General features: G+C 75.0%; 20 protein-coding genes. 12 read left to right on the forward strand and 8 right to left on the reverse strand.

Going from position 1 to position 21,289, the window contains the following annotated elements; translation table 11 throughout:
- The first annotated feature begins 47 nt into the window (after positions 1-47).
- Complete coding sequence (locus K1J57_RS16580) at positions 48-617, forward strand: TetR/AcrR family transcriptional regulator (RefSeq protein ID WP_220559473.1); 570 nt, start codon at positions 48-50, stop codon at positions 615-617.
- Here the strand turns inward: K1J57_RS16580 and K1J57_RS16585 are convergent.
- From K1J57_RS16585 to K1J57_RS16595, 3 genes are all read right to left on the reverse strand, one after another.
- A complete protein-coding gene (locus K1J57_RS16585; RefSeq protein ID WP_255646364.1) occupies positions 611-1,969 on the reverse strand; it encodes an MFS transporter in 1,359 nt (452 codons plus the stop codon). The genes K1J57_RS16580 and K1J57_RS16585 overlap by 7 nt on opposite strands.
- Before the next feature lie 187 nt (positions 1,970-2,156).
- Entirely contained in the window at positions 2,157-3,194 is a 1,038-nt protein-coding gene (locus K1J57_RS16590; protein WP_255646365.1) for an iron-siderophore ABC transporter substrate-binding protein, read from the reverse strand.
- 36 nt (positions 3,195-3,230) lie between these two features.
- Complete coding sequence (locus K1J57_RS16595; protein ID WP_255646366.1) at positions 3,231-4,265, reverse strand: DUF5937 family protein; 1,035 nt, start codon at positions 4,263-4,265, stop codon at positions 3,231-3,233.
- A gap of 80 nt (positions 4,266-4,345) precedes the next feature.
- Between K1J57_RS16595 and K1J57_RS16600 the strand changes: the two genes are divergently transcribed.
- Positions 4,346-5,566, forward strand: coding sequence for an MFS transporter (locus K1J57_RS16600; RefSeq protein WP_220559474.1), 1,221 nt, complete (start codon positions 4,346-4,348; stop codon positions 5,564-5,566).
- A gap of 80 nt (positions 5,567-5,646) precedes the next feature.
- On the opposite strand, the gene K1J57_RS16605 is transcribed toward K1J57_RS16600, so the two are convergent.
- Complete coding sequence (locus tag K1J57_RS16605) at positions 5,647-7,242, reverse strand: glycoside hydrolase family 10 protein (protein WP_255646367.1); 1,596 nt, start codon at positions 7,240-7,242, stop codon at positions 5,647-5,649.
- Positions 7,243-7,456: 214 nt separating this feature from the next.
- On the opposite strand from K1J57_RS16605, the gene K1J57_RS16610 reads away from it, so the two are divergent.
- Together K1J57_RS16610 and argG are read left to right on the forward strand one after the other, a co-directional pair.
- Positions 7,457-8,257, forward strand: a complete 801-nt coding sequence (locus tag K1J57_RS16610) for an alpha/beta fold hydrolase (RefSeq protein ID WP_255646368.1) — start codon at positions 7,457-7,459, stop codon at positions 8,255-8,257.
- Positions 8,258-8,357: 100 nt separating this feature from the next.
- Entirely contained in the window at positions 8,358-9,806 is a 1,449-nt protein-coding gene (gene argG / locus K1J57_RS16615) for an argininosuccinate synthase (protein WP_220559475.1), read from the forward strand.
- Between the two features lie 49 nt (positions 9,807-9,855).
- On the opposite strand, the gene K1J57_RS16620 is transcribed toward argG, so the two are convergent.
- Together K1J57_RS16620 and K1J57_RS16625 are read right to left on the reverse strand one after the other, a co-directional pair.
- Complete coding sequence (locus K1J57_RS16620; RefSeq protein WP_220559476.1) at positions 9,856-10,491, reverse strand: GNAT family N-acetyltransferase; 636 nt, start codon at positions 10,489-10,491, stop codon at positions 9,856-9,858.
- Between the two features lie 14 nt (positions 10,492-10,505).
- Positions 10,506-11,141, reverse strand: coding sequence for a TetR/AcrR family transcriptional regulator (locus K1J57_RS16625; RefSeq protein ID WP_255646369.1), 636 nt, complete (start codon positions 11,139-11,141; stop codon positions 10,506-10,508).
- A 118-nt stretch (positions 11,142-11,259) separates the two neighbouring features.
- On the opposite strand from K1J57_RS16625, the gene K1J57_RS16630 reads away from it, so the two are divergent.
- Complete coding sequence (locus K1J57_RS16630) at positions 11,260-12,090, forward strand: AraC family transcriptional regulator (protein WP_220559477.1); 831 nt, start codon at positions 11,260-11,262, stop codon at positions 12,088-12,090.
- On the opposite strand, the gene K1J57_RS16635 is transcribed toward K1J57_RS16630, so the two are convergent.
- Entirely contained in the window at positions 12,065-12,529 is a 465-nt protein-coding gene (locus tag K1J57_RS16635; RefSeq protein ID WP_220559478.1) for a DUF2000 domain-containing protein, read from the reverse strand. The two genes, K1J57_RS16630 and K1J57_RS16635, sit on opposite strands and share 26 nt — an antisense overlap.
- A 173-nt stretch (positions 12,530-12,702) precedes the next feature.
- Between K1J57_RS16635 and K1J57_RS16640 the strand changes: the two genes are divergently transcribed.
- From K1J57_RS16640 to K1J57_RS16655, 4 genes are read left to right on the forward strand one after another with little or no spacing between them, the layout of a single operon-like run.
- Positions 12,703-13,413 (forward strand): ABC transporter ATP-binding protein, encoded by a 711-nt coding sequence (locus K1J57_RS16640; protein ID WP_255646370.1) that lies wholly within the window; start codon positions 12,703-12,705, stop codon positions 13,411-13,413.
- Positions 13,410-15,947: an ABC transporter permease gene (locus tag K1J57_RS16645; RefSeq protein WP_220559479.1), complete on the forward strand. Its 2,538-nt coding sequence runs from the start codon at positions 13,410-13,412 to the stop codon at positions 15,945-15,947. The genes K1J57_RS16640 and K1J57_RS16645 overlap by 4 nt, the downstream gene beginning before the upstream one ends.
- Before the next feature lie 42 nt (positions 15,948-15,989).
- Positions 15,990-16,199 carry a hypothetical protein gene (locus K1J57_RS16650; protein WP_220559480.1) on the forward strand — a complete coding sequence of 70 codons (210 nt, stop codon included), beginning with the start codon at positions 15,990-15,992 and terminating at the stop codon, positions 16,197-16,199.
- Complete coding sequence (locus tag K1J57_RS16655) at positions 16,196-16,690, forward strand: hypothetical protein (protein ID WP_220559481.1); 495 nt, start codon at positions 16,196-16,198, stop codon at positions 16,688-16,690. Before K1J57_RS16650 ends, K1J57_RS16655 begins: the two co-directional genes overlap by 4 nt.
- A gap of 25 nt (positions 16,691-16,715) precedes the next feature.
- Here K1J57_RS16655 and K1J57_RS16660 read toward each other — a convergent pair whose 3' ends face one another.
- The gene (locus tag K1J57_RS16660) at positions 16,716-17,204 is read right to left on the reverse strand and encodes a hypothetical protein (RefSeq protein ID WP_220559483.1); all 489 of its coding nucleotides are present in this window, start codon (positions 17,202-17,204) and stop codon (positions 16,716-16,718) included.
- Positions 17,205-17,541: 337 nt separating this feature from the next.
- On the opposite strand from K1J57_RS16660, the gene K1J57_RS16665 reads away from it, so the two are divergent.
- The 3 genes from K1J57_RS16665 to K1J57_RS16675 all read left to right on the forward strand — a co-directional run bounded on the left by K1J57_RS16665 (position 17,542) and on the right by K1J57_RS16675 (position 21,282).
- A complete protein-coding gene (locus K1J57_RS16665) occupies positions 17,542-17,973 on the forward strand; it encodes a Fur family transcriptional regulator (protein ID WP_220559484.1) in 432 nt (143 codons plus the stop codon).
- 40 nt (positions 17,974-18,013) lie between these two features.
- On the forward strand, positions 18,014-20,239 hold the full coding sequence (katG, locus tag K1J57_RS16670) for a catalase/peroxidase HPI (protein WP_220559485.1): 2,226 nt from the start codon (positions 18,014-18,016) through the stop codon (positions 20,237-20,239).
- A 317-nt stretch (positions 20,240-20,556) separates the two neighbouring features.
- Entirely contained in the window at positions 20,557-21,282 is a 726-nt protein-coding gene (locus K1J57_RS16675) for a CPBP family intramembrane glutamic endopeptidase (protein ID WP_220559486.1), read from the forward strand.
- Positions 21,283-21,289 lie beyond the last annotated feature (7 nt).

The following is a 21,289-nucleotide window of genomic DNA, read 5'->3' on the forward strand; positions in this document are numbered from 1 at the left end:
GCGGAGCCGGGTATTAAGTCAACGCTTGATGACTTATGCTGACACGCATGACCACACGACGGCGCCGCGACAAGGCGGCCACCCGCGCGGCCCTGCTCGACGCCGCGCGCCTGCGTTTCTCCCGACAGGGCTTCGACGGTGTCGGCGTCCGGGAGATCGCCGCGGACGCGGGCGTCGACGCCGCGCTGGTCTTCCGCTACTTCGGCTCCAAACGCGAGCTCTACGCGCAGGCGATGCGGCCCGAGGTCCCCGACGTGCCGCACGGGGGCCCGGACCGCCCGGCCGGGGAGATCGCCGCCGACCTGCTGCGCGAGGTGGTCCTGGCCGACCGCGGCCCCGCCGGCGAGCACCCCCTGGTGGCGATGCTCCGTTCCTCCGGCCGGGCCGACGTGCGCGAGCAGCTGCGCGTCCGGATCTGCGACGAGCACCTCGCCGGGTTCGCCGAACGGCTGCCGGGGGACGACGCCGCGCTGCGCGCCGAGATGCTCGGCGCCCTCCTGCTGGGGCTGGGGGTCATGCGCTCGGTCGTGGGGTCCCCGGCGCTGACCGGGGCCGGACCCGCGCGGATCGAGGAGCTGTTCTCGGCCATGGCCGCCCCGCTGACACGCGATCAGTGACCCGGCGGCGGCGGGGTGAAGGCCATGGTCAGCGCGACGGCCAGCAGGGCGGTCCCGGCGACCACCCCGTACACGGGCCCGTAGCCGGTCAGGGCGGACGCGGCGAGCACGGCGCCGGTCACCGCGATCAGCAGCGAGACGCCCAGCGACTCCGCCACCTGCAGCGCCGAGCTGTTGCCCCCCTGCTCCCCGACCGGCGACAGCGCGAGCACCAGCGAGCTCACCTGCGGGTAGGCCAGGCCCATGCCCGTCCCCATCAGCACGCAGCCGAGCACGGTCGCCCAGAGCGGCAGCACCCCGGTCACCAGGCCCAGCGCCGCCACCGGCCCGCACAGCGCCAGCAGCGCCGCCGTACGCAGCGAGGCGGGCGATCCGGCGGGGGCGTCCGAGCGCCCCTGGATCCAGGCGCCCAGCGCCCAGCCGAACGCCCCGATCGCCACCACCGCGCCCGACGCCACGGGGCTGAAGTCCAGCCGGTGCTGGAGGTACAGCGGCAGGTAGATGTCGGTGGCGGCGTTGGCCGCCCCGAGCACGCCCCGGAAGGCGACCAGCCGGGGGATGCCCGCCCGCGCCCGCAGCGTCCCCGCGGGCAGCAGGCGCGCGGCGGCGACCGCCGCGGCGGCCGCGCCCGCCGCCGTACCCACCACGAGCCAGGGCATCTGCTGCTGCCCGGCCAGGTGCAGGCCCAGCACCGAGACGGCCGCGACCACCGCCCACAGGCCCCGGCGGCCCACCGGGGATCCCGCGGTGTCCGGGCGCGGGGCCGAGCGGATCGCGTTCAGCAGCACCGCCAGCGAGAGCGCGGACCCGGCCAGCACCAGGGCGAACACCAGCCGCCAGTGCATCAGCTCCACCAGCGCGCCGGTGACCAGCGGCCCCACGATCGACGGCAGCAGCCAGGCCGCGGTCAGCAGCCCGAACATGCGCGGGCGCAGGTCCTCGGGGACGAACCGGGCGATGACCACGTACAGCACGACCGAGTCGATGCCGCCGCCCACGCCCTGGAGCAGGCGGCCGAGGACGAAGACCGGCATGCCGGGGGCGGCCGCGCACAGCGCGATGCCCACGAGGAACATCACCGCGCCGGCGACCAGCGGGCGGCGCACCCCGCGCAGGTCGGCCCAGCGGCCGCCGACGGTCATGCCGATGAGCCCGGTGGTGGCGGTCGCGGCGAACGCCAGCGAGTACCACTGCTCCGCGTGCAGGCTCCGCGCGACGACCGGCATCACGGTGGTGACGGCGAAGGCCTCGAAGGCGATGAAGGTCATCAGCCCGAACACCCCGGCCACCACGGGACGGTGGGGAGGCGCCCACAGCCGCGCCCGTCCGGGCGTCCCGGCCTCGGCGGTCACGCCGCCGCCCCGCGGTCCGCCGCGCTCGTCGTCTCCACGTTCCCCTCCTCGCCGGGCACGGTCGCGCCCGGGAGAATTCCACAACCTCAACCCGGGTCGAGGTCAAGCCGTCCGGGGCTCCCGCCGGCCCCGGGAACGCCGGCGGCGCCCCGCCGCGGAGCGGGGCGCCGCCGGGAGCGGCCCGGTCTCAGGCCAGGGCGTCCGCGATGCGGGGGACCAGGGTGTCCACCGCGTAGGGGATCGACAGCACCGAGTTGTAGGTGATGGCGCCGCGCTGCTCGATGGTGGCCACGACCACGGCGTCCTCGCGCACCACGTCCAGGTCGGCGAAGACCGGCGCGGCCTCGACCACGTCGTAGTCCTCGTCGTCGCTCAGGACCAGCAGCACGTCGCCGTCGAGCCACTCGACGTTCTCGGCGGGCACCTCCACGAAGAAGCTCTCGCCGGTGTCCCGCTCGGTGATCTCCTCGGGGATCCGGAAGCCCAGCGACACCAGGAACTGGCCGCGGGCGTCGCCGGGCAGGTACGCGCCGAACTTCCCGTCGTAGGGCAGCACGACCCCGCCGGTCATCTCCGCGAACTCCGGGTGCTCGGCGCGGACCTCCTCCAGCAGGGCGTCGGTCTCGGCGTTGAGCTGCTCGCCCTTCTCCGGGACGCCCATCGCGGCGGCGATGGACGCGGTGGCGTCCTCGCGCGGGACGGCGTAGGCCGCGGTCCCGGCGGGGCGCGCGAGCACGGGGGCGATCTGCGACAGGTTCTCGTAGGCGGCCTCGTCGAACCCGGAGGAGACACCGATGATGAGGTCGGGCTCCAGAGCGGCGATCTGCTCGAAGTTGGGCTCGGCCTCGGACTCCAGCAGGGTCGTCTCCGCGTCGCCCACCAGGTCGTCGGTCCAGGGCCCCAGCCCGTTCTCGAAGAACGGGTAGCCGGTGTGACCGACGGGGACCGCGCCCAGGGCCAGCACGGCGTCGGCGTCGGTGACGCCCAGGGTGACGATGCGCTCGGGCGCCTCGGTGACGGTGGTCTCGCCGAACTCGTGCTCGATGGTGACCGGGAAGGCGCCCGCCTCGGCGGCGACCCCGCCGCCGGAGCCGTCGGCGTCCTGGCCGTCGGAGGCGCCGTCCGCGGCGTTGCCGCAGGCGCTGAGCAGGGTCAGGGCGGCCAGGGCGGCGGCGGACGACAGGGCGCGCGCTCGGGCGCGCGGGTTACTGAGCAGGGGAGACACGGGACTCCGTTCACAAGCAGATAAGGCTCGCCTACCCTAAACCCTGGCCTCTCCCGGGTCCGCGCCGGGGGTGCGGCCGACGGGGCCGCCCGCCCGGAGCAGGGTGTCGCCCGCCGGCGTCCGGGTGTAGAACACCCGCCGCCCCACCCGCCACGACCGCACCAGCCCTGCCGCGCGCAGCACCGACAGGTGCTCCGAAACGGTGGCCGGACTCCACCCGTGCGCGCGGGCCAGCACCGTGGTCGTCGAGGGTTCGGCGAGCACCGTCAGCAGGCGCGCGCGGGTCCCGCCCAGCAGCCGGGCCAGGGCGTCCCCGGCCGGCGCCGGGGGCTCGGCCTCCCACAGCCGCCCCACCCCGTGCACGGGGTAGAACAGCGTCGGCTGCCAGGGCTCCTCGGTCTTGGCCACCGTCTCCGGCCACATGAACACGCTGGGCATCAGCACCAGGCCCCGGCCGTCCAGCGTGCGCTCGCCCTGGGCCGGGTCGGGCAGGTGCAGCACCCGCCCCCGCCACCGGGCGTCGGGGGCGACGGCGGCGATCACCTCCCGCAGCCCGCCCTCGGCGACGGTGCGGGCGCGCAGCGACACGTCGGCCTCCAGCAGCGCCCGGGCCCGCGGCCAGTGCGGCGCCACCAGCGCCTCCCACGCCCGGCGCACCGCCCGGACGATCCGCTCCAGGGTCGCCTCCGGATCGGCCAGCAGCGGCCCGGTCACCGACTCCGGCAGGGCCCGGCGCGGATCCAGCAGGCACTGCCGCAGCTCCACCGCCACCTGCTCGGGCGGGGTGGTGAGCAGCGCCTCCAGTTCGTCCTCCAGGTCCGCGGACGGCCCCGGCGGGGGAGGGGTCAGGAAGTCGGGCGTGTACCCGGGGCGCGGCGACAGCAGCGGCAGCGGGTCCAGGCCCAGGTCGGTGCCGTTGCGCTCGCGGATCGCCGCGGGCCACAGCCGGCGCAGCGTGCCCCGGTGCGGCTCGCCGAGCAGCCGCACCGCCGCGGTGGCCTCCCACAGCGGGGAGACCGCGAAGCGGCAGCGCAGCAGGTCGTCATGGCTGAACACCAGCCGTCCGGCCACCGGCGCCTCCCGTGCGCGTCGTCGTTTCGGTCACCGCCGAATCGTTTGAGGCTACCCCGGGCGGGTCCGAACCTGGGGGCATGACATCCCCGACCGAGCCGCGCGCCGCCGCGCGCACCGGATACCTGCGGGTCCTGGCCGTCCCCGAGTTCCGCGTCCTGTTCCTGGCCGAGGTGCTGGCGATCCTGGGCCAGGTCGCCGCGCAGATGACACTGTCCCTCACCGTGTACACGCGCACCGGCTCGCCGCTGCTGTCGGCGCTGGCCTTCGCCATGGGCTTCCTGCCCCACCTGCTGGGCGCGACCCTGCTGTCGGCGCTCACCGACCGGGTCCCCGCCCGCGGGCTCATGGTCCTGACCCAGGGGGCGACCGCTCTGCTCGTGGTCGGCATGGCGGTGCCGGGGACGCCCATCGCGGTGATGCTGCTGCTGATGTTCGTGATGGGCGCGATCGCCCCGCTCTACCAGGGGACCAAGGCGGCGACGGTGGCCGACGTGCTGCCCCCGGAGGGGTTCGCGCTGGGCCGGTCCCTGCTGCGGATGGCGGCGCAGCTCGCGCAGATCTGCGGGTTCGCGTTCGGCGGTGTGCTGTTCGCGGTGCTCTCGCCCACCCCGGCACTGCTCGCGGGCGCGGGGCTGCTGCTGGCGTCCTGCCTGCTGCTGCGCCTCGGGCTCCCCGCCTTCGGGCCCCGCCGCTCCCCGGAGGCCGCGCAGTCCTCCCCGGTGGCCGATTCGCTGCGCGGCGTCCGCGAGGTCCTGCGCTCCCCGCGCCTGCGCGTCCTGCTGGCCCTGACCTGGTTCCCGCCGGTGCTGGGCGTGGCCGCCGAGGCGCTGGCCGCGCCGCTGGCCGACGCCCTGGGTGGCGGGCCCGCCCTGGTCGCGATGCTGCTGTCGGCCACCCCGGTCGGCATGATCGCGGGCACCTTCCTGGCCGGGACCCTGCTGACCGACGCCCAGCGGGTGCGGGCCATCGTCCCGCTCGGGCTGCTGGCCTTCCTGCCGCTGCTCGGCCTGGGCCTGCACCCGGGTCCGGTGGCGCTGCTCGCCCTGCTCGTGCTGTCCGGGGCGGGGTACGGGTACGCGCTCGGTGTGGACCGGCTGCTGGTGGCGGCGGTCCCCGAGCAGGAGCGCGGCCAGGTCATGACGCTCGTGACCGCCGGGCTGATGATCTTCCAGGGGGCGGGGTTCGCACTGGCGGGGGCGCTCGCCGAGTTCCTGTCGCCGAACACGGTGGTGGTGCTCGCCGCCCTGGCCGGCATCGCCGTCGTCCTCGCCGCCGGGACCCGGGCGGGCCGCCCCTGACACCCGCGGGGCCGGACACGGGCCGGGGCCCGGTGCGCCGCACCGGGCCCCGTTCGCGTCGGCGGGCGGGGACGCGCTCCCTAGGGCACGTGCCGGGGGTTGCTCACGCCGCTCTCGCGGTGGGTCCGGTCCAGCGCGGTCGCGTAGTAGGTGCGGCCGCCGCCCTCGGTGGTGAACACCGCCCGGCCGTCGTCGCCGGCGGGCACGGTCCCGACCAGGGTGCGCACGCCGGGCACGGCGCAGTCGGGGTCGCGCCCGGGCTGCCCCTCCACCGCGTACACCGCGTAGTAGGCGGGGCGCTCGCCCCGGCCCGGGCGGATGGACAGCTCCACCCCGTCGCCCTGGGCCCCGCCGACCACCCGCGGCGCCTGCGGCGCCCGGCCGGGCAGGCCCTCGTGCAGGGGCACGAGCGCCGGGTGGCGGTAGTGCTCCTCGCGGACGAGCGCCATCGCCTCCGCCGCGTTGGTGTCCAGCGAGTTCGCGCTGAAGTACACGTCGCCCAGCACCCCCGGGTGGTCCCGGTTGAACTCCAGGTGCCGGGACAGCTCGCGTGGGTCCGACCAGGCGCCCGCGTTCCCGACCTTGTAGGCGGCCTGGCCCACGTAGAGGTGCACGTCGGTGCCCGCCACGACCTGCTCCCACCAGGGCACCAGCACCGCGTAGTCCGCGACCGGCAGGCCGATCTCCCAGTAGATCTGCGGGTTGATGTAGTCCACCCACCCCTCGCGGACCCACCGGCGGCTGTCGGCGAAGATGGCGTCGTAGGACTGGAGGCCGTTGGTGGCCGAGCCCTCCGGGTCGGTGGAGGCGTTGCGCCAGATGCCGAACGGGCTGATGCCGAACTTCACGTGCGGCTTGGCGGCGTGCACCGCCTCGTCCATCTCCCGCACCATGGTGTCGACGTTGTCGCGCCGCCAGTCGTCGATGTCGTCGTGGTCGCCGCCGTACTCGGCGAAGGTGTCGGCGTCGGGGATCTCCTGGCCGGACACCGGATAGGGGTAGAAGTAGTCGTCGAAGTGCACGCCGTCCATGTCGTAGTTCTCGACGGCGTGCATCATCGCCCCGATCACGAACTCCCGGACCTCCGGGATGCCGGGGTCGTAGTAGAGCCGCCCGCCGTAGGAGAAGGTCCAGTCGGGGTTGCGGCGGGCCGGGTGGTCGGCGCTCAGGCGGTCGGGGTCGTCGTGCATGGCCACCCGGTAGGGGTTGAACCAGCCGTGGAACTCCAGCCCCCGGGCGTGCGCCTCCGCGACGGCGAACTCCAGGGGGTCGTAGCCGGGGTTCCGGCCCTGGGTCCCGGTGAGCCACTGCGACCAGGGCTCGTGGGGGGAGGGCCAGAAGGCGTCGGCGGTGGGCCGGATCTGTACGAACACCGCGTTCAGGCCGTTGTCGACGGCGCGGTCGTACAGGGCGGTCAGCTCGGCCTGTTGCTGCTCGGGCGTGAGCCCGGTGCGGCTGGGCCAGTCGATGTTCTGCACCCCGGCGATCCACTCGGCGCGCATCTGCCGCTCGGGCGCGGCCCGGGGGTCGGCCCGGCACTCGGCGGATCCGGTGCCGGTCGCGGGCGCGGTCAGCGCGGCGGCGGGGAGCGCGGGCAGCAGGGCGGCGACCAGGGTCGCCGCCAGGAGCGCGCCGCATCGGGGGACGGGGGAGGTGGGTCGGGACGGGTGCGCCAACGTGGCTCCTTCCGGGGGCTCTCCTGCGGGTGGGGCCCGACGGATTCCGGGTCGTGTCCTGGCGACGACGGTACGCGACGATGACCCACCCAGTAGAAAACCTTCATGATTTTCCGGTGTGTCGCAAGAGACCTACGCGTTTTTGGTACGCGAGTGCCGAATGTTCCGTGTGCGCCCTTCGTGGCGCTCCGCCCGGTCCGCCACACTGGGGTGCATGAGCGACCCCCTGCGCGCCACTACTCTGAGCCGGGACGGCGCCGACCTGCACGTCCTCGACAGCGGGGGAGACGGGCCGCCGGTGCTCGTCCTGCACGGGCTGGCGGGGAGCGTCCGCGAGTTCGAGCCGACCGCCCGCGCCCTGGCGCCGGACTTCCGGGTGATCCTGGTCGACCAGCGCGGCCACGGCCGCAGCACCCGCCGTCCGGCCGACGTCTCGCGCTCGGCCTTCGTCGCCGACGCCGCCGCGGTCGCCGAACGGGTGGCCCGGGGGCCGGTGCGGCTGGTCGGCCAGTCCATGGGCGCGCACACCGCCCTGCTCACCGCCGCGGCCCGGCCCGACCTCGTCGAGCGGCTGGTGCTGCTGGAGGGCCACCCGGCGGGCGGCGAGGGCCCGGAGGGGGCGGCGCGGATCGGCGCCTTCTTCGCCTCCTGGCCGCTGCCGTTCCCCGACCGGGCGGCGGCCCGCGCCTTCCTCGGTTCGGACGTGCTCTCCCGGGCCTGGGCCGCCGACCTGGCCGAGGGGCCCGACGGGCTGCGCCCCCGGTTCGACGCCGACGTGATGGAGGCGGTCGTCGCCGCCGCCGACGAGCCCCGCTGGGCCGAGTGGGAGGGGGTGGCGGCCCCCACGCTCGCCGTCTTCGCCGACCTGGGCATCTTCTCCGACGCGCAGAAGGACGAGATGATCGCCCGGCGCCCCGCCACCGTCCGCGCCGACCTCGACACCGCCCACGACGCCCACCTGGAGGACCCCGGCGCCTGGTTCTCCCTCCTGCGCGGCTTCCTCTCCGCGCCCTGAGGGGCCCTCCCGGCGCCGGGGCCTGCGGGATGACGAGGCTCACAGGAGGGGAGTGCGCCCCGCGTTGCATGTGCATTCATCGTGATGCATACTTATTGCCATGTCCAAGGTACTCACCTCTCTGCCCGTCGGCGAACGTGTCGGCATCGCCTTCTCCGGGGGGCTCGACACCTCGGTGGCGGTCGCGTGGATGCGCGAGAAGGGCGCCGTCCCGTGCACCTACACCGCCGACATCGGCCAGTACGACGAACCCGACATCGCCTCGGTCCCCGGCCGCGCCCACGACTACGGCGCCGAGATCGCCCGGCTCGTCGACGGTCGTGAGGCCCTGGTGGAGGAGGGCCTGGCGGCGCTGGCCTGCGGTGCCTTCCACATCCGCTCCGGCGGCCGCGCCTACTTCAACACCACCCCCCTGGGGCGCGCCGTCACCGGCACCCTGCTGGTGCGCGCCATGCTCGAGGACGGCGTGCAGATCTGGGGCGACGGCTCCACCTACAAGGGCAACGACATCGAGCGGTTCTACCGCTACGGCCTGCTGGCCAACCCCGCCCTGCGCATCTACAAGCCCTGGCTGGACGCCGACTTCGTCAACGAGCTCGGCGGCCGCAAGGAGATGTCCGAGTGGCTCCAGGAGCGGGACCTCCCCTACCGCGACAGCACAGAGAAGGCCTACTCCACCGACGCCAACATCTGGGGCGCCACCCACGAGGCCAAGTCGCTGGAGCACCTGGACACCGGCATCGAGATCGTGGACCCGATCATGGGCGTCCGTTTCTGGGACCCCGCGGTGGAGATCGCCCCCGAGGACGTCACCGTCGGCTTCGAGCAGGGCCGCCCGGTCACCATCAACGGCAAGTCCTTCCCGTCGGCTGTGGACCTGGTCCTGGAGGCCAACGCCATCGGCGGCCGCCACGGCCTGGGCATGTCCGACCAGATCGAGAACCGCATCATCGAGGCCAAGAGCCGCGGCATCTACGAGGCGCCCGGCATGGCCCTGCTGCACGCCGCCTACGAGCGCCTGGTCAACGCGATCCACAACGAGGACACCCTCGCCGCGTACCACACCGAGGGCCGCCGCCTGGGCCGCCTCATGTACGAGGGCCGCTGGCTGGAGCCGCAGGCGCTCATGCTCCGCGAGTCGCTCCAGCGCTGGGTGGGCACCGCCGTCACCGGCGAGGTGACCCTGCGCCTGCGCCGCGGCGAGGACTACTCGATCCTCGACACCACCGGCCCGGCGTTCAGCTACCACCCGGACAAGCTGTCCATGGAGCGCACCGAGGACTCCGCGTTCGGCCCGACCGACCGGATCGGCCAGCTGACCATGCGCAACCTCGACATCGCCGACTCCCGCGCCAAGCTGGAGGAGTACGCCCGGCTCGGCATGGTCGGCACCGGCGAGGCCGCGGTCGTGGGCGCCGCCCAGGCCGCCTCCACCGGCCTCATCGGCGCGATGCCCGAGGGCGGCGCCGAGGCGATCGCCTCCCGCGGCCAGGCCCCCGAGGACGAGCTGCTCCTCGACCAGGCCGCCATGGAGTCCGGCACGGACTGACCCCCGCGGCGCGCGGCCCCCGGGCCGCGCGCCGCACCGGGCCCGGGGCTCAGTCCCGCTGGGCGGGGTGCTCCTGCACCAGGCGCATGGACACGTATTCCTTGATGCCGCTGAACCCGGCGTAGGGGGCCCTGCGCCGCCGGTACTCCCGGAACCCGAGCCGCCGGTAGAGCCCCAGCGCGGCCTCGTTGTTCCCGGCGATGTCCTCCAGCACGTACTCGTCGTATCCGGGCAGGGCGAGCAGGTGCAGCAGGACCGCCTTGGCCGCCCCCCGCCCCCGGTGCCGCAGTGACGAGGCCACGAACCCGATCTCGGCCTTGCCCTCCCGCGGTTCCCGCACGGCCCCCTGGAACTGGCTGCGGAACACCCGGTCGGCGATGGTCCCCCGGACCGCGCCCAGGTGCCGCCGCAGGGTCCTCGCGTCGGGTTCGACGCACTCCTCGTCGTCCACGGTGAGCGAGGCCAGTCCCGCCGGCTCGCCGTCGACCAGGGCTACGTAGAACCGCTCCGGCACCAACATGTGCGCGATGGCGTCGGCCAGGACCTCCGGGTCCTTCGAGAAGGCGGCCAGGTCCGGCCCGAACCCGTCCACGAACACCCGCGCGACCTCCCGCCGGCGCGTCTCGCCCAGCGCGTCGGCGCGCACCACCTCGATCATCCCGGCCCTCTCCGCCCCACCTGTCATCGGTGTCCGTCCTCTCATCGGTGTCCGTCCTCCTCGAGCAGCGGGGCCAGTACCACGGCGGCGCTCGGAACGGCGAACCCGTCGCCCACGGCGGAGCGCATCGTCACCAATCCGCCCAGGGTGGCGAAGAAGCAGGTCGCCAGCTCGTCCGCCGGGCCGCGGCGGAACCCGCCCTCCGCCCGGCCGCGCTCGATGAGCTCCACCGTCGCCCGGAGCAGCGCGGTGTTCCCCTCGACCAGGTCCCGGACCGCGGGCGGTGCCCCCTCCGGTCCGCCGTGTCCGGCGGTCCCGTGGGTGAACGCCTGGTTCATGAGCAGGTAGAAGTCCACGAACTCCGCGTCGCCGGCCAGGTCCCGCAGGAACCCCTCGCAGAAGGCGCGCAGCAGCTCCGCGGGGGAGCCGGGGCCGCGCAGCCGTGCGGCGGTGGCGTTCAGCCCGGCCGCGGCCTCTCCGACCAGGTCGCCGTACAGCTCCTCCTTGGTGGCGAAGTGCCGGTAGACCAGGCCGGTGCTCATGCCCGCCTCGGCCGCGATCCTCCGCATGTTCACCGTCGCGTACCCGTGGCGCGCGAAGAGGCGCATCGCCGTTCCCCGGATCCGCTCGCGTGTGGCGGCCCGCATGGCCTCGTTCTGCTCCGGACTGCGCGGCACGGCCCCTCGTCTCCCCGATTTTTCAATGAACAATTGTTCATTCTATTCGGGGCTCTCCAGAGCGCAAGGGCTCCCCCACCCGGGACCGGGACCCCCGGCCCGGGCGTACGCTGCGGACATGGACGCGCACGCCGACACCCTGGTCGCCAGGCCGAACGTGCCGGGCGTCGTCGAGGTCTTCCACACCCACATGCTCGGGCACGCCTACCCGATGCACACCCACGACACCTGGGCGCTGCTCATCATCGACTCCGGGCTGGTCCGCTACGACCTGGGACGGCACGAGCACGGCGCCCTGGAGCGCACCGTCACCCTGCTGCCCCCGCACGTCCCGCACAACGGCACCCCCGCCTCGGCGCAGGGGCTGCGCAAACGCGTCGTCTACCTGGAACCCGCCCGGATCGGCGCCGACCTGGTGGGCCGCTCCGTCGACCGCCCCGCCCTGGACGACGCGGTGCTGCGGCGGCGCATCCACGCCCTGCACCGGGCCCTGCTCGAACCCGGCGGGGAACTGGAGGCCGAGAGCCGCCTGGCGTTCGTCACCGAACGCCTGCGCGGCCACCTGCTGGGCGACCCCGAGCCCCCGCCGCCCGTCGACCGCTCGGCGCTGGCCGGGCGGCTGCGCGACCTGCTGGACTCCCGGGTGGTGGAGGGGGTCTCGCTCGACGAGGCCGCCGCCGTCCTGCACGCCCACCCCGCGCACCTGGTACGGGCCTTCGGCCGCAGGTTCGGCCTGCCCCCGCACCGCTACCTGGTGGGGCGCCGGGTGGACCTGGCCCGCCGCCTGATCCTCCAGGGGCGGAGCCCGGCCGCCGCTGCCGCCGCGGCCGGGTTCCACGACCAGGCGCACCTGCACCGGCACTTCACGCGCGTCCTGGGGCTGTCCCCGGGCCGCTTCGCCCGGGCGCTGCGCGCGGACCCGGTCAGCGGTGCATCCGGGCGCCCTTGACGACCTTGTCCACGGCGTTCCTCGGCCCGTACACCGCCATCCCGACCAGGTCCAGGGAGTCACGGGCGACCGCCCGCACCGCCGCCCGGTTGTCCCGGTCGTTGCCGGTGGCGAACAGGTCGGAGGTGAACACGGCGACGGCCAGGCCCCGGGACACGGCCCTCGCGTGGGCCCGGGTGAGGACCTCTTTCTCCCCCTCGAACACCAGCACCGGCTGGCGGAACATGGGGAGGTAAACGGTGCCGTCGCCGTCCTCGTAGGGCTCGCCGACCACGTCGGGCTCACGGGTCCCCAGTCCGCTGACCAGGAACGAGGTCACGTTCAGCCGCTGCCATACGGCGAGGTCCCCGCGCAGGAGTACGGCGATCTTGGTGTCGAAGCGCGCGGGCGCGCCGACGGCCTCGGCGCCGGCGTCCGCGGGTCGTCCGGTGTTCTGCATGACCCCCATGCTCGGGTCCGGCCCGCCCCCCGGTCTTGTACGTTCTTCACCTCTGCCGGCCCGGAGGTGGGGCGGGCCCCACCCCGGGGCCTCGCCCCGGCCCCCGTGACCGGACCCCGCCGGTCCGCTTGCATGGCGTACGGACACATCCGGCAGGGGAGAGGCGGAACGGCGTGCTGAGCCTTCGAGGACTGACCAGGACCTACCGGCGCGGGAGCGTCCCCGTGCCCGCCCTGCGCGGGGTCGACGCGGACTTCGGCCCCGGCGGGTTCACCGCGATCATGGGCCCTTCCGGCTCCGGAAAGAGCACCCTCCTGCACTGCGCCGCCGGGCTGGACCGCCCGGACGGGGGACAGGTGCTGCTCGGCGGCCGCGACCTCGCCCGGATGCCGGAACGCGACCTCACCCGGCTGCGCGCGGGGGCGTTCGGGTTCGTGTTCCAGGACTTCAACCTGCTCCCCTCCCTCACCGCCCGGGAGAACGTCGAGCTCACCGCACGCCTGTCCGGGCGGCCCCCGGACGCCTCCCGCCGCGACGCCCTCGCGGACCTGCTGGACCTGCGCGACCGCCTCGACCACCGGCCCGCGGAGCTGTCCGGCGGCCAGTGCCAGCGGGTGGCGCTGCTCCGCGCCCTGGTGCACCGGCCCGACGTGCTGTTCGCCGACGAGCCCACCGGGGCCCTGGACACCCGCTCCGGCGGCCGGGTCCTGGACGCCCTGCGGCACGCGGTCGACCACGACGGGCGCACCGTCGTCATGGTCACCCACGACCCGGCCGCGGCCGCCCGCGCCGACCGTGTGCTGTTCCTGCGGGACGGCCTCATCGCCGACACCCTCACCGCGCCGACCCCGGCGGCGGTCCTGGACCGGATGGGGGCGCGGTGATCCGCTTCGTGCTGCGCGGGCTGCGGGAGCGGTGGCGCACCCTCGCCCTATCGGTCCTCACCCTGGCGCTGGGCGCCGCGCTGACCACGGCGGCCCTGGTCCTCCAGGCCTCCGCCGAACACGCCGCGGGCACCGTATGGCTGCCCACCGCCGCCCCGGTCGTGGTGGCCGCCGAACCGGCGGACGACCGCCTGGCCGCCACGCCCTCGGCCGAACCCGCCCGCCTGTCCGGGGACGCGGTGGACACCCTGAGTGCTCTGCCGGGGGTGCGCGCGGCCGTCGCCCAGGCGCCCTTCGCCGCCTACGTCATCGCCGACGGCCCGGACGGCGCCGACGATGCGGGCGACGCGGACACCGCGGGAGGCCCGGGCGGGACCGTCCTGGGCGGACAGGCCGACCGGTCCCAGGGGTTCGCCTGGGACCCGGGACTGGAAACGGAGAGGGGGCGCGGCCCCGCCAGTGCGGGGGAGGCGGCGGTGGACGCCCGGACCGCCGCCGACGCCGGGATCGGCGTGGGCGACCGCGTGCGCGTCCTCACCGACGGCGGCGTCTCCGAGGCCACCGTCACCGGGGTGGTCGCGGGTCCGCCCGGCGGCCGCGCCGTGTTCTTCGCCGCCACGGCGGGCCCCGTCCCGGAGGAGCCGCGGGCCCCCACCGCGGTGGCCCTGTACCCGGACGACGGCGTGGACGCCGCCGCACTCGCCGCCGCCGTCACCGGACAGGTGCCCGGGGTGCGGGTGCTCACCGGGGCGGACCGGAGCACCGCGTTCACCGTCGACCGGACCGACCGCGAACTGTCCACCGGCATGGGCCGCTTCTTCGGCACCACCGCCGTCCTCACCCTGGCCGTCGCCGCGGTCGTCACCACCGGACTGCTCACCACGGCGATGCGCGCCCGCGGCCGGGAGTTCGCGCTGCTGCGCCTGGCCGGCGCCTCCCCGGGGGCCGTCCGCCGCATCGTGTGGGGGGAGGCGCTGGCCCTGGGCGCCGCGGCCGCCGTGCTCGCACCGCCCCTGGGGCTGCTCGGCGCCGCGGCCCTGACCCGGGCCTTCACCGCGACCGGGGTGCTGCCCGCCGGGTTCGAGACCGTGGTCGGCCCCGGGGCGGTCGCGGCCGGCCCTCTGGTGGCACTGGCCGCGTCCCTGGCGGCGGCGGTGCGCCCGGCCCGCGCCGCCGGGCGCACCGCCCCGATCGAGGCGGTGCGGGAGGCCGCCGCCGAGGACCCGGACCGGGTGCGCGGGCGTGTCGTCTGGGGCGCCCTGTCCCTGACCGCCGCCGCCGTGCTGCTCGGGCTCACCGCCGCCACCGCCGGGACCCGGGAGTCGGTACTGGCGGCGTCCGCGGCCGCGATCGCCCTGGTCCCGGCCGCCGCCCTCCTCGTCCCCGTCGGCCTGGCCCGGGCCCTGCGCCGCCTGCGGCCGCGCGCCGCGGTGCCCTTCCTCGTCGCACGCGAGGCCGCGGCGGCCCCGCGCCGGGTCACCGGTGTGCTGACCCCCCTACTGGTGACGACCCTGGTCGGACTACTGCTCCTCCTCCAGCCGCCCACCCTGGCCCAGGCCCGCGCCCACTCCTACGGGGACCGCCTGGCCGCCGACCTGGTGGTATCAGGGCCGGTCGGGGTCGGCCTGCCCGCGGGCACGGTCGGGGCGGCCGCCGCCGTCCCGGGGGTCGCCGCGGCGGGCGGGTTCCGCCAGACGGTCGTGATCGGCGAGCGCGTGTCGGCGCCCGCCCACATCGTCACCCCGGAGGCCGTCGGCGACCTCTACCGCCTCGACCCCGAACAGGGGTCGTGGGACCGCTTCGACGACGGCGGTGTCGCCCTGAGCGCCGGCCTGGCCGCCGCCGAGGGCTGGGAGGCCGGCGACACCGCCGAACTCCACGGCCCCGACGGGGAACCGGTCCGGGCCCGGGTCGACGTCGTGTACCGGGCCGGCCTGGACTTCCCCGACGTGCTGCTGCCCCGCGCGGCCCTGGCCGAGCGCATGGTCGACCCCCTGGAGAGCGCCGTCCACGTGCGCCTGGAACCCGGCGCAGACCCGGCCGGGACGGCCCGCCTGCTCCGCGAGGCGGTGGCCGACGTGCCCGGGGTCGAGGTCTCCGACCGCGCCGGCCACCTGGCCGACCTGGCGGCGCTCGCCGAGGAGGACGGCTGGATCACCTACCTGATGGTCGCCGTCGTGGCCGGGCTGGCCGGTGTCGGCGCGATCGCCACGCTGGCGGTGTCAGCCTCGGCCCGCGGCCGAGACTTCGCGCTGCTGCGCCTGGCCGGCGCCACCCGCGGCCGGGTGGCGGCGGTGGTCGCGGGCGAGGCGCTGGCGGTGTCGGCCGCGGCCCTGGCGGCGGGGACCGCGGTCGCCCTGGTCGGCCTGGCCGCCATGGCGCACGCGTTCACCGGCGGCTTCGCCCTCCCGGCCGTGCCCCCCGACCGCTACGCCGCCGTCGCCCTGCTGGTCCCGGCCGTGGGCCTGCTCGCGAGCCTGGTCCCCGCCCTGGCCGCCCTGCGCGCCCGTCCACTCCGGGCCGCCGCCTCCTGAGCGCCCGCCGGGGCGGGGCGCCTCTGCCAGAATGCGGGGCAGATGAACGAGCACACGGACTGCCCCCGGTGCGGCGGCGCACCCGCCCCCGACGGGCGCTGCTGGGAGTGCGGCGCCGACCTCTCCGACCTCCTCGGCCACAGCCGGGCCGGCGCCGGCGGCGCGGCCGGATACGGCGAACGCGGCCCCGGCCGCCGGACCAACGCCGACGCCCTGGCCCTGCTCGTCCCCGTGACCACGGGGCACCGGTGACGGCCGGGATGTACGAGGTCCTCGTCGAGGGCCCGGTGCCCCCGGAGCGGGCCCGCGCGTTGTGCGCCCGCCATCTGGGCGTGCCCGTGTACACCGGTGAGGAGCTGGCGGCCCTGCCCTCCCTCCCCGAGCGGTACGGGCTCCTCGAGGCCGCGCCGGACCCGGCCGCCGGGGGCACCCTGGTCTCCTGCTCCGTCACCCACGCCCGGCTGCCCGAATGGCGGTTCGCCGCCCGGGTCGCCCGCGGGACCGGATACCGCTGCCGGGTCCCCGACGACACCGCCAACCCCTTCCGGTGGCTGCTGGCCCGGCCCGACGGCCGGGTCCGTCCGGTCCACCTCACGGAGGAAGAGGACGGATCCGTCGCGTTCGGCGTCCACCACCTGTGCTGTTCCGCCTGCGCCCACTGCGCGGCCGAACCCCTCTGCCGCACCTCCCGCCACCCGCCCGACACCCTCCTGGTCGACCTCCCGGAGCGTTCCGGCGGCTGAGCGAAGGCACGGGACGGCGCCCCGGTCACCGGATCCGGCGGTACACCAGGTCGAAGTCCTTCTCCCAGCCGCCGTCCCCGTGCGCGATCTCCCAGGCACCGTCGATGACGTTCCCGTCCGCCGAGAAGGTGCCGGTGAACCGCTGCCGGAAGTCGAGCGGTGAGAAGTCCGCCTCCTCCCGCAGCAGGGTCCACACCCCGTCGGCGAACCCCATCGAGTACAGGCGCACCACGCCCCGGGAGTCGAAGTAGTGCTGCGTGTAGGTCCCCGCCGCCTTCCCCGGCGCGACGACCATGAGGCCGTCGGGCGCCTCGGGTATCGAGATCTCGCTGCGCTGGACCAGGAACCTCCCGTCCAGGTCCCACTCGAACCGGCTGCGCGCCACGACCTGCCCCCCGCCGGGACCGGCCCCGCCGGGGCGCCCGGCGGCGAAGCGGGGCTCCAGGTCCCACTCGCCGACGAAGACGTCCAGGCGCGCCAGCGCCTCCGGCCTGGTTCCTCCTGCTGTTCCCATACCGGTTCCCTTCCCTCTCCGCGGGTCCCCTCCCCCGGCGGCCGCCGCCCGCCGCGGTCCGTCACCCGTACCGACCACCGCCGGCGCCGGAACTCATCGGCCCCGTCCCTGCCTCCCCGGATTCTCCGGGGGTTCATGTGTCCTTCCGTGTAATCCGCGCCCCGGGGTCGGAGAATGCGTTTCCGGGGTCCCCTTCCGCCCTCCCGCCGCCGTGGGGGCGTCGGCCGCCCTCCGGCGTCCGCGCAGGCCGGAGCCGCTCCCGGCCGGACCGTGCCCGGCCAGGGTGGATCCATCACATCATTTGACTAGTTCCAGAAAAGGCGGCAGACTGGCGGCCATGCCAACCCCTTCGGATTTCGAGCGCATGCTGCGCGAGTCCGGCCTGCGGGTGACGAGCCCTCGGATGGCAGTGCTGTCCGCCGTGCACGACAACCCGCACGCCGACACGGAGTCGGTCATCGACCTCGTGCGCGGGAACCTCGGCACGGTGTCCGGCCAGGCCGTCTACGACGTGCTCAAGGCGTTGACCGGCGCCGGGCTGCTTCGGCGCATCCAGCCACAGGGCTCCGTGGCCCGTTACGAGACACGGGTCGGGGACAACCACCACCACGTCGTGTGCCGCTCCTGCGGTGCCATAGCCGACGTCGACTGCGCCGTCGGGCACGCACCGTGCCTGACCGCATCGTCCGACCACGGCTTCCGGGTCGACGAGGCCGAGGTCGTCTACTGGGGTGTCTGCCCCGACTGCGCCCGTACACGCGAGTCCTGAAACCAAGAGTTCACCTCTTCCCTGTTCCGGAAGGAAGACGATGTCCGAAAACAACGAGGTAGTCACCCCCACCGCCGAGACCGAGGCGTCCGGCGGCTGCCCCGTCGCGCACGGTCGCGCCCCGCACCCCACCCAGACCGGTGCCAACAGCACCTGGTGGCCCAACCGGCTCAACCTGAAGATCCTCGCCAAGAACCCGGCCGTGGCGAACCCCCTCGGTGAGGGCTTCGACTACGCCGAGGCGTTCAAGGCCCTGGACCTGGACGCCGTGAAGGCGGACATCGCCGAGGTCCTCACCACGTCCCAGGACTGGTGGCCCGCCGACTTCGGGCACTACGGCCCCCTCGTCATCCGCATGTCCTGGCACAGCGCGGGCACCTACCGCCTGTTCGACGGCCGCGGCGGCGGCAGCGCCGGCCAGCAGCGGTTCGCCCCCCTCAACAGCTGGCCCGACAACGCCAACCTGGACAAGGCCCGCCGCCTGCTGTGGCCGGTCAAGAAGAAGTACGGCCAGAACATCTCCTGGGCCGACCTCCTCATCCTCGCGGGCAACGTCGCGCTGGAGTCCATGGGCTTCGAGACCTTCGGCTTCGGCGGCGGCCGCGAGGACGTCTGGGAGGCCGACGAGGACGTCTACTGGGGCCCCGAGACCACCTGGCTCGACGACAAGCGCTACAGCGGCGACCGCGAGCTGGAGAAGCCGCTGGCCGCCGTCCAGATGGGCCTCATCTACGTCAACCCGGAGGGCCCCAACGGCAACCCGGACCCGATCGCCGCTGCCCGCGACATCCGCGACACCTTCGGCCGCATGGGCATGAACGACGAGGAGACCGTCGCCCTCATCGCCGGCGGCCACACCTTCGGCAAGACCCACGGCGCGGGCCCGGCCGACAACGTCGAGGCCGACCCCGAGGCCGCCGGCCTGGAGCAGCAGGGCCTGGGCTGGAAGAACAACTACGGCACCGGCAAGGGCGGCGACACCATCACGTCGGGCCTCGAGGTCACCTGGACCTCCACGCCCGCGCAGTGGAGCCACGGCTTCTTCAAGAACCTGTTCGAGTTCGAGTACGAGCTCACCCAGAGCCCGGCCGGCGCGCACCAGTGGGTCGCCAAGGACGCCGAGGAGATCATCCCCGACGCCCACGACCCGAACAAGAAGCACAAGCCGACCATGCTCACCACCGACCTGTCGCTGCGCTTCGACCCGATCTACGAGCCGATCTCGCGCCGCTTCTACGAGAACCCCGAGGAGTTCGCCGACGCGTTCGCCCGGGCCTGGTACAAGCTGACCCACCGCGACATGGGCCCGAAGTCCCGCTACCTCGGCGCCGAGGTCCCGGAGGAGACCCTGCTCTGGCAGGACCCGCTGCCCGCCCAGGAGGGCGAGGTCATCGGCGAGCCCGAGATCGCGGCCCTCAAGGCGGCCGTCGCCGAGTCCGGCCTGACCGTGTCCCAGCTGGTCAAGACCGCGTGGGCCTCGGCGTCCACCTACCGCGACAGCGACAAGCGCGGCGGTGCCAACGGCGCCCGCGTCCGCCTGGCCCCGCAGATCGACTGGGCGGTCAACAACCCGGTGGAGCTGCGCGAGGTGCTGAGCACCCTCGAGAGCATCGCCGACAAGTTCAACGCCTCCTCCGCGAAGAAGGTGTCGCTCGCCGACCTCATCGTCCTCGCCGGCGGCGTGGGCGTGGAGAAGGCGGCCCAGGCCGCCGGGCAGGACGTCGTCGTGCCGTTCACCCCGGGCCGCGTGGACGCGACCCTGGAGCAGACGGACGTCGAGTCCTTCTCCTACCTGCAGCCGGTCGCCGACGGCTTCCGCAACTACTACGGCGAGGGCAACCGCCTCCCCGCCGAGTACCTGCTGATCGACAAGGCGAACCTGCTGGGCCTGAGCGCCCCGGAGACCACCGTCCTGGTCGGCGGCCTGCGCGTGCTGGGCGCCAACTACGACAACTCCGAGGTGGGCGTGCTCACCGACGCGCCGGGCACCCTGACGAACGACTTCTTCGTCAACCTGCTCGACCTGGGGACCACCTGGACCCCGACCGGTGAGAGCTCCGAGACCTCGCAGACGTTCGTCGCCAAGGACGAGTCCGGCGCGGTCAAGTGGACCGGCAGCCGCGTCGACCTGGTGTTCGGCTCCAACTCCGAGCTGCGCGCCCTGGCGGAGGTGTACGCCTCCGACGACGCGAAGAAGAAGTTCGTCGAGGACTTCGTCGCCGCGTGGACCAAGGTGATGGAGCTGGACCGCTTCGACCTGGCCTGATCCGCCACCGGGTCCTGCCCGGAACCGGACCCGGAGCCGGTCCGACCGCCACGGTCGGACCGGCTTCCCCCTTTTCGGGGGCGGGAGCGCCGGAGGGGCGGTGGCCGGGGCGGGGGCGGGCCACCCGTGACGCCGTGTCATGGCAGCGCCCGGGGAAATGTCATCCCCGGGCGGTGACGCGGCGCCACTGCCGTGCGGGCGCCGCCGGGGATGGAATGGGGGCATGCCCGGGGGACCGCGGGCGAGGGCGCCCGACGCGGCCGGAGCCGCGCGGGCCCGCGGTCCCCGGGGCACCCGACACCGAGGAGGGACCAGCCATGTCCAGCACCCGTTCCGACCACCCCGGACGGCCGGCTCCGGCCGCCGGCGCCGCCCCGCGGCGCCCCGGCTGGCCCGAGATCATCGCCGGCCTGGCGGCCCTGACCGCGGCCGGTGTCCTGCTCGTGTTCATCCCGTCCGAACCCCTGGGGCCGGTGGCGTTCGGCCTCGTCGTGGCCGCCTGGTCGGGCGTCGCCGGGCTCTTCGGCTTCGCCGTGGCGGCGGCGCTGCGCATCCGCTCCCTGGCCGCCTTCAACGTCCGCCGCACCACGGCGCGCTGGATGCTCATCGGCGCGGCCTGGGGCGTGGCCGCGCTGCTCCTCAAGGGCGGGCTGATCCTCGCCATCACCGCCCTGACCGGGTACGAGGAGAACCCGCAGGGCATGTACTACGACGCCGCGGGCGGCGGCCTGCCCGCCTTCTTCCTGACCGTCCTGTTCCTGGCGGTGCTGACGCCGATCGGCGAGGAGTTCCTCTTCCGCGGCGTCGTCACCACCGCCCTGCTGCGGTACGGGCCCGTCATCGGGTCCCTGGGCGGCTCGGCGGTCTTCGCCGTGTTCCACGGCGTCAACGTCATCCTGCCCGCGGCGTTCGTGGTGGGCCTCGTCGCCGCCGAGGTGATGCGCCGCAGCGGGTCGATCTGGCCCGCCGTGGCCGTCCACTCGGTCAACAACCTCGCCCTGCCGCTGCTGGTGCTCCTGACCGGGACCGCCGGGCCGGCCTGAGCCCCGC

The sequence above is a fragment of the Nocardiopsis sp. MT53 genome, from assembly GCF_019598965.1.
GTDB lineage: Bacteria > Actinomycetota > Actinomycetes > Streptosporangiales > Streptosporangiaceae > Nocardiopsis > Nocardiopsis changdeensis.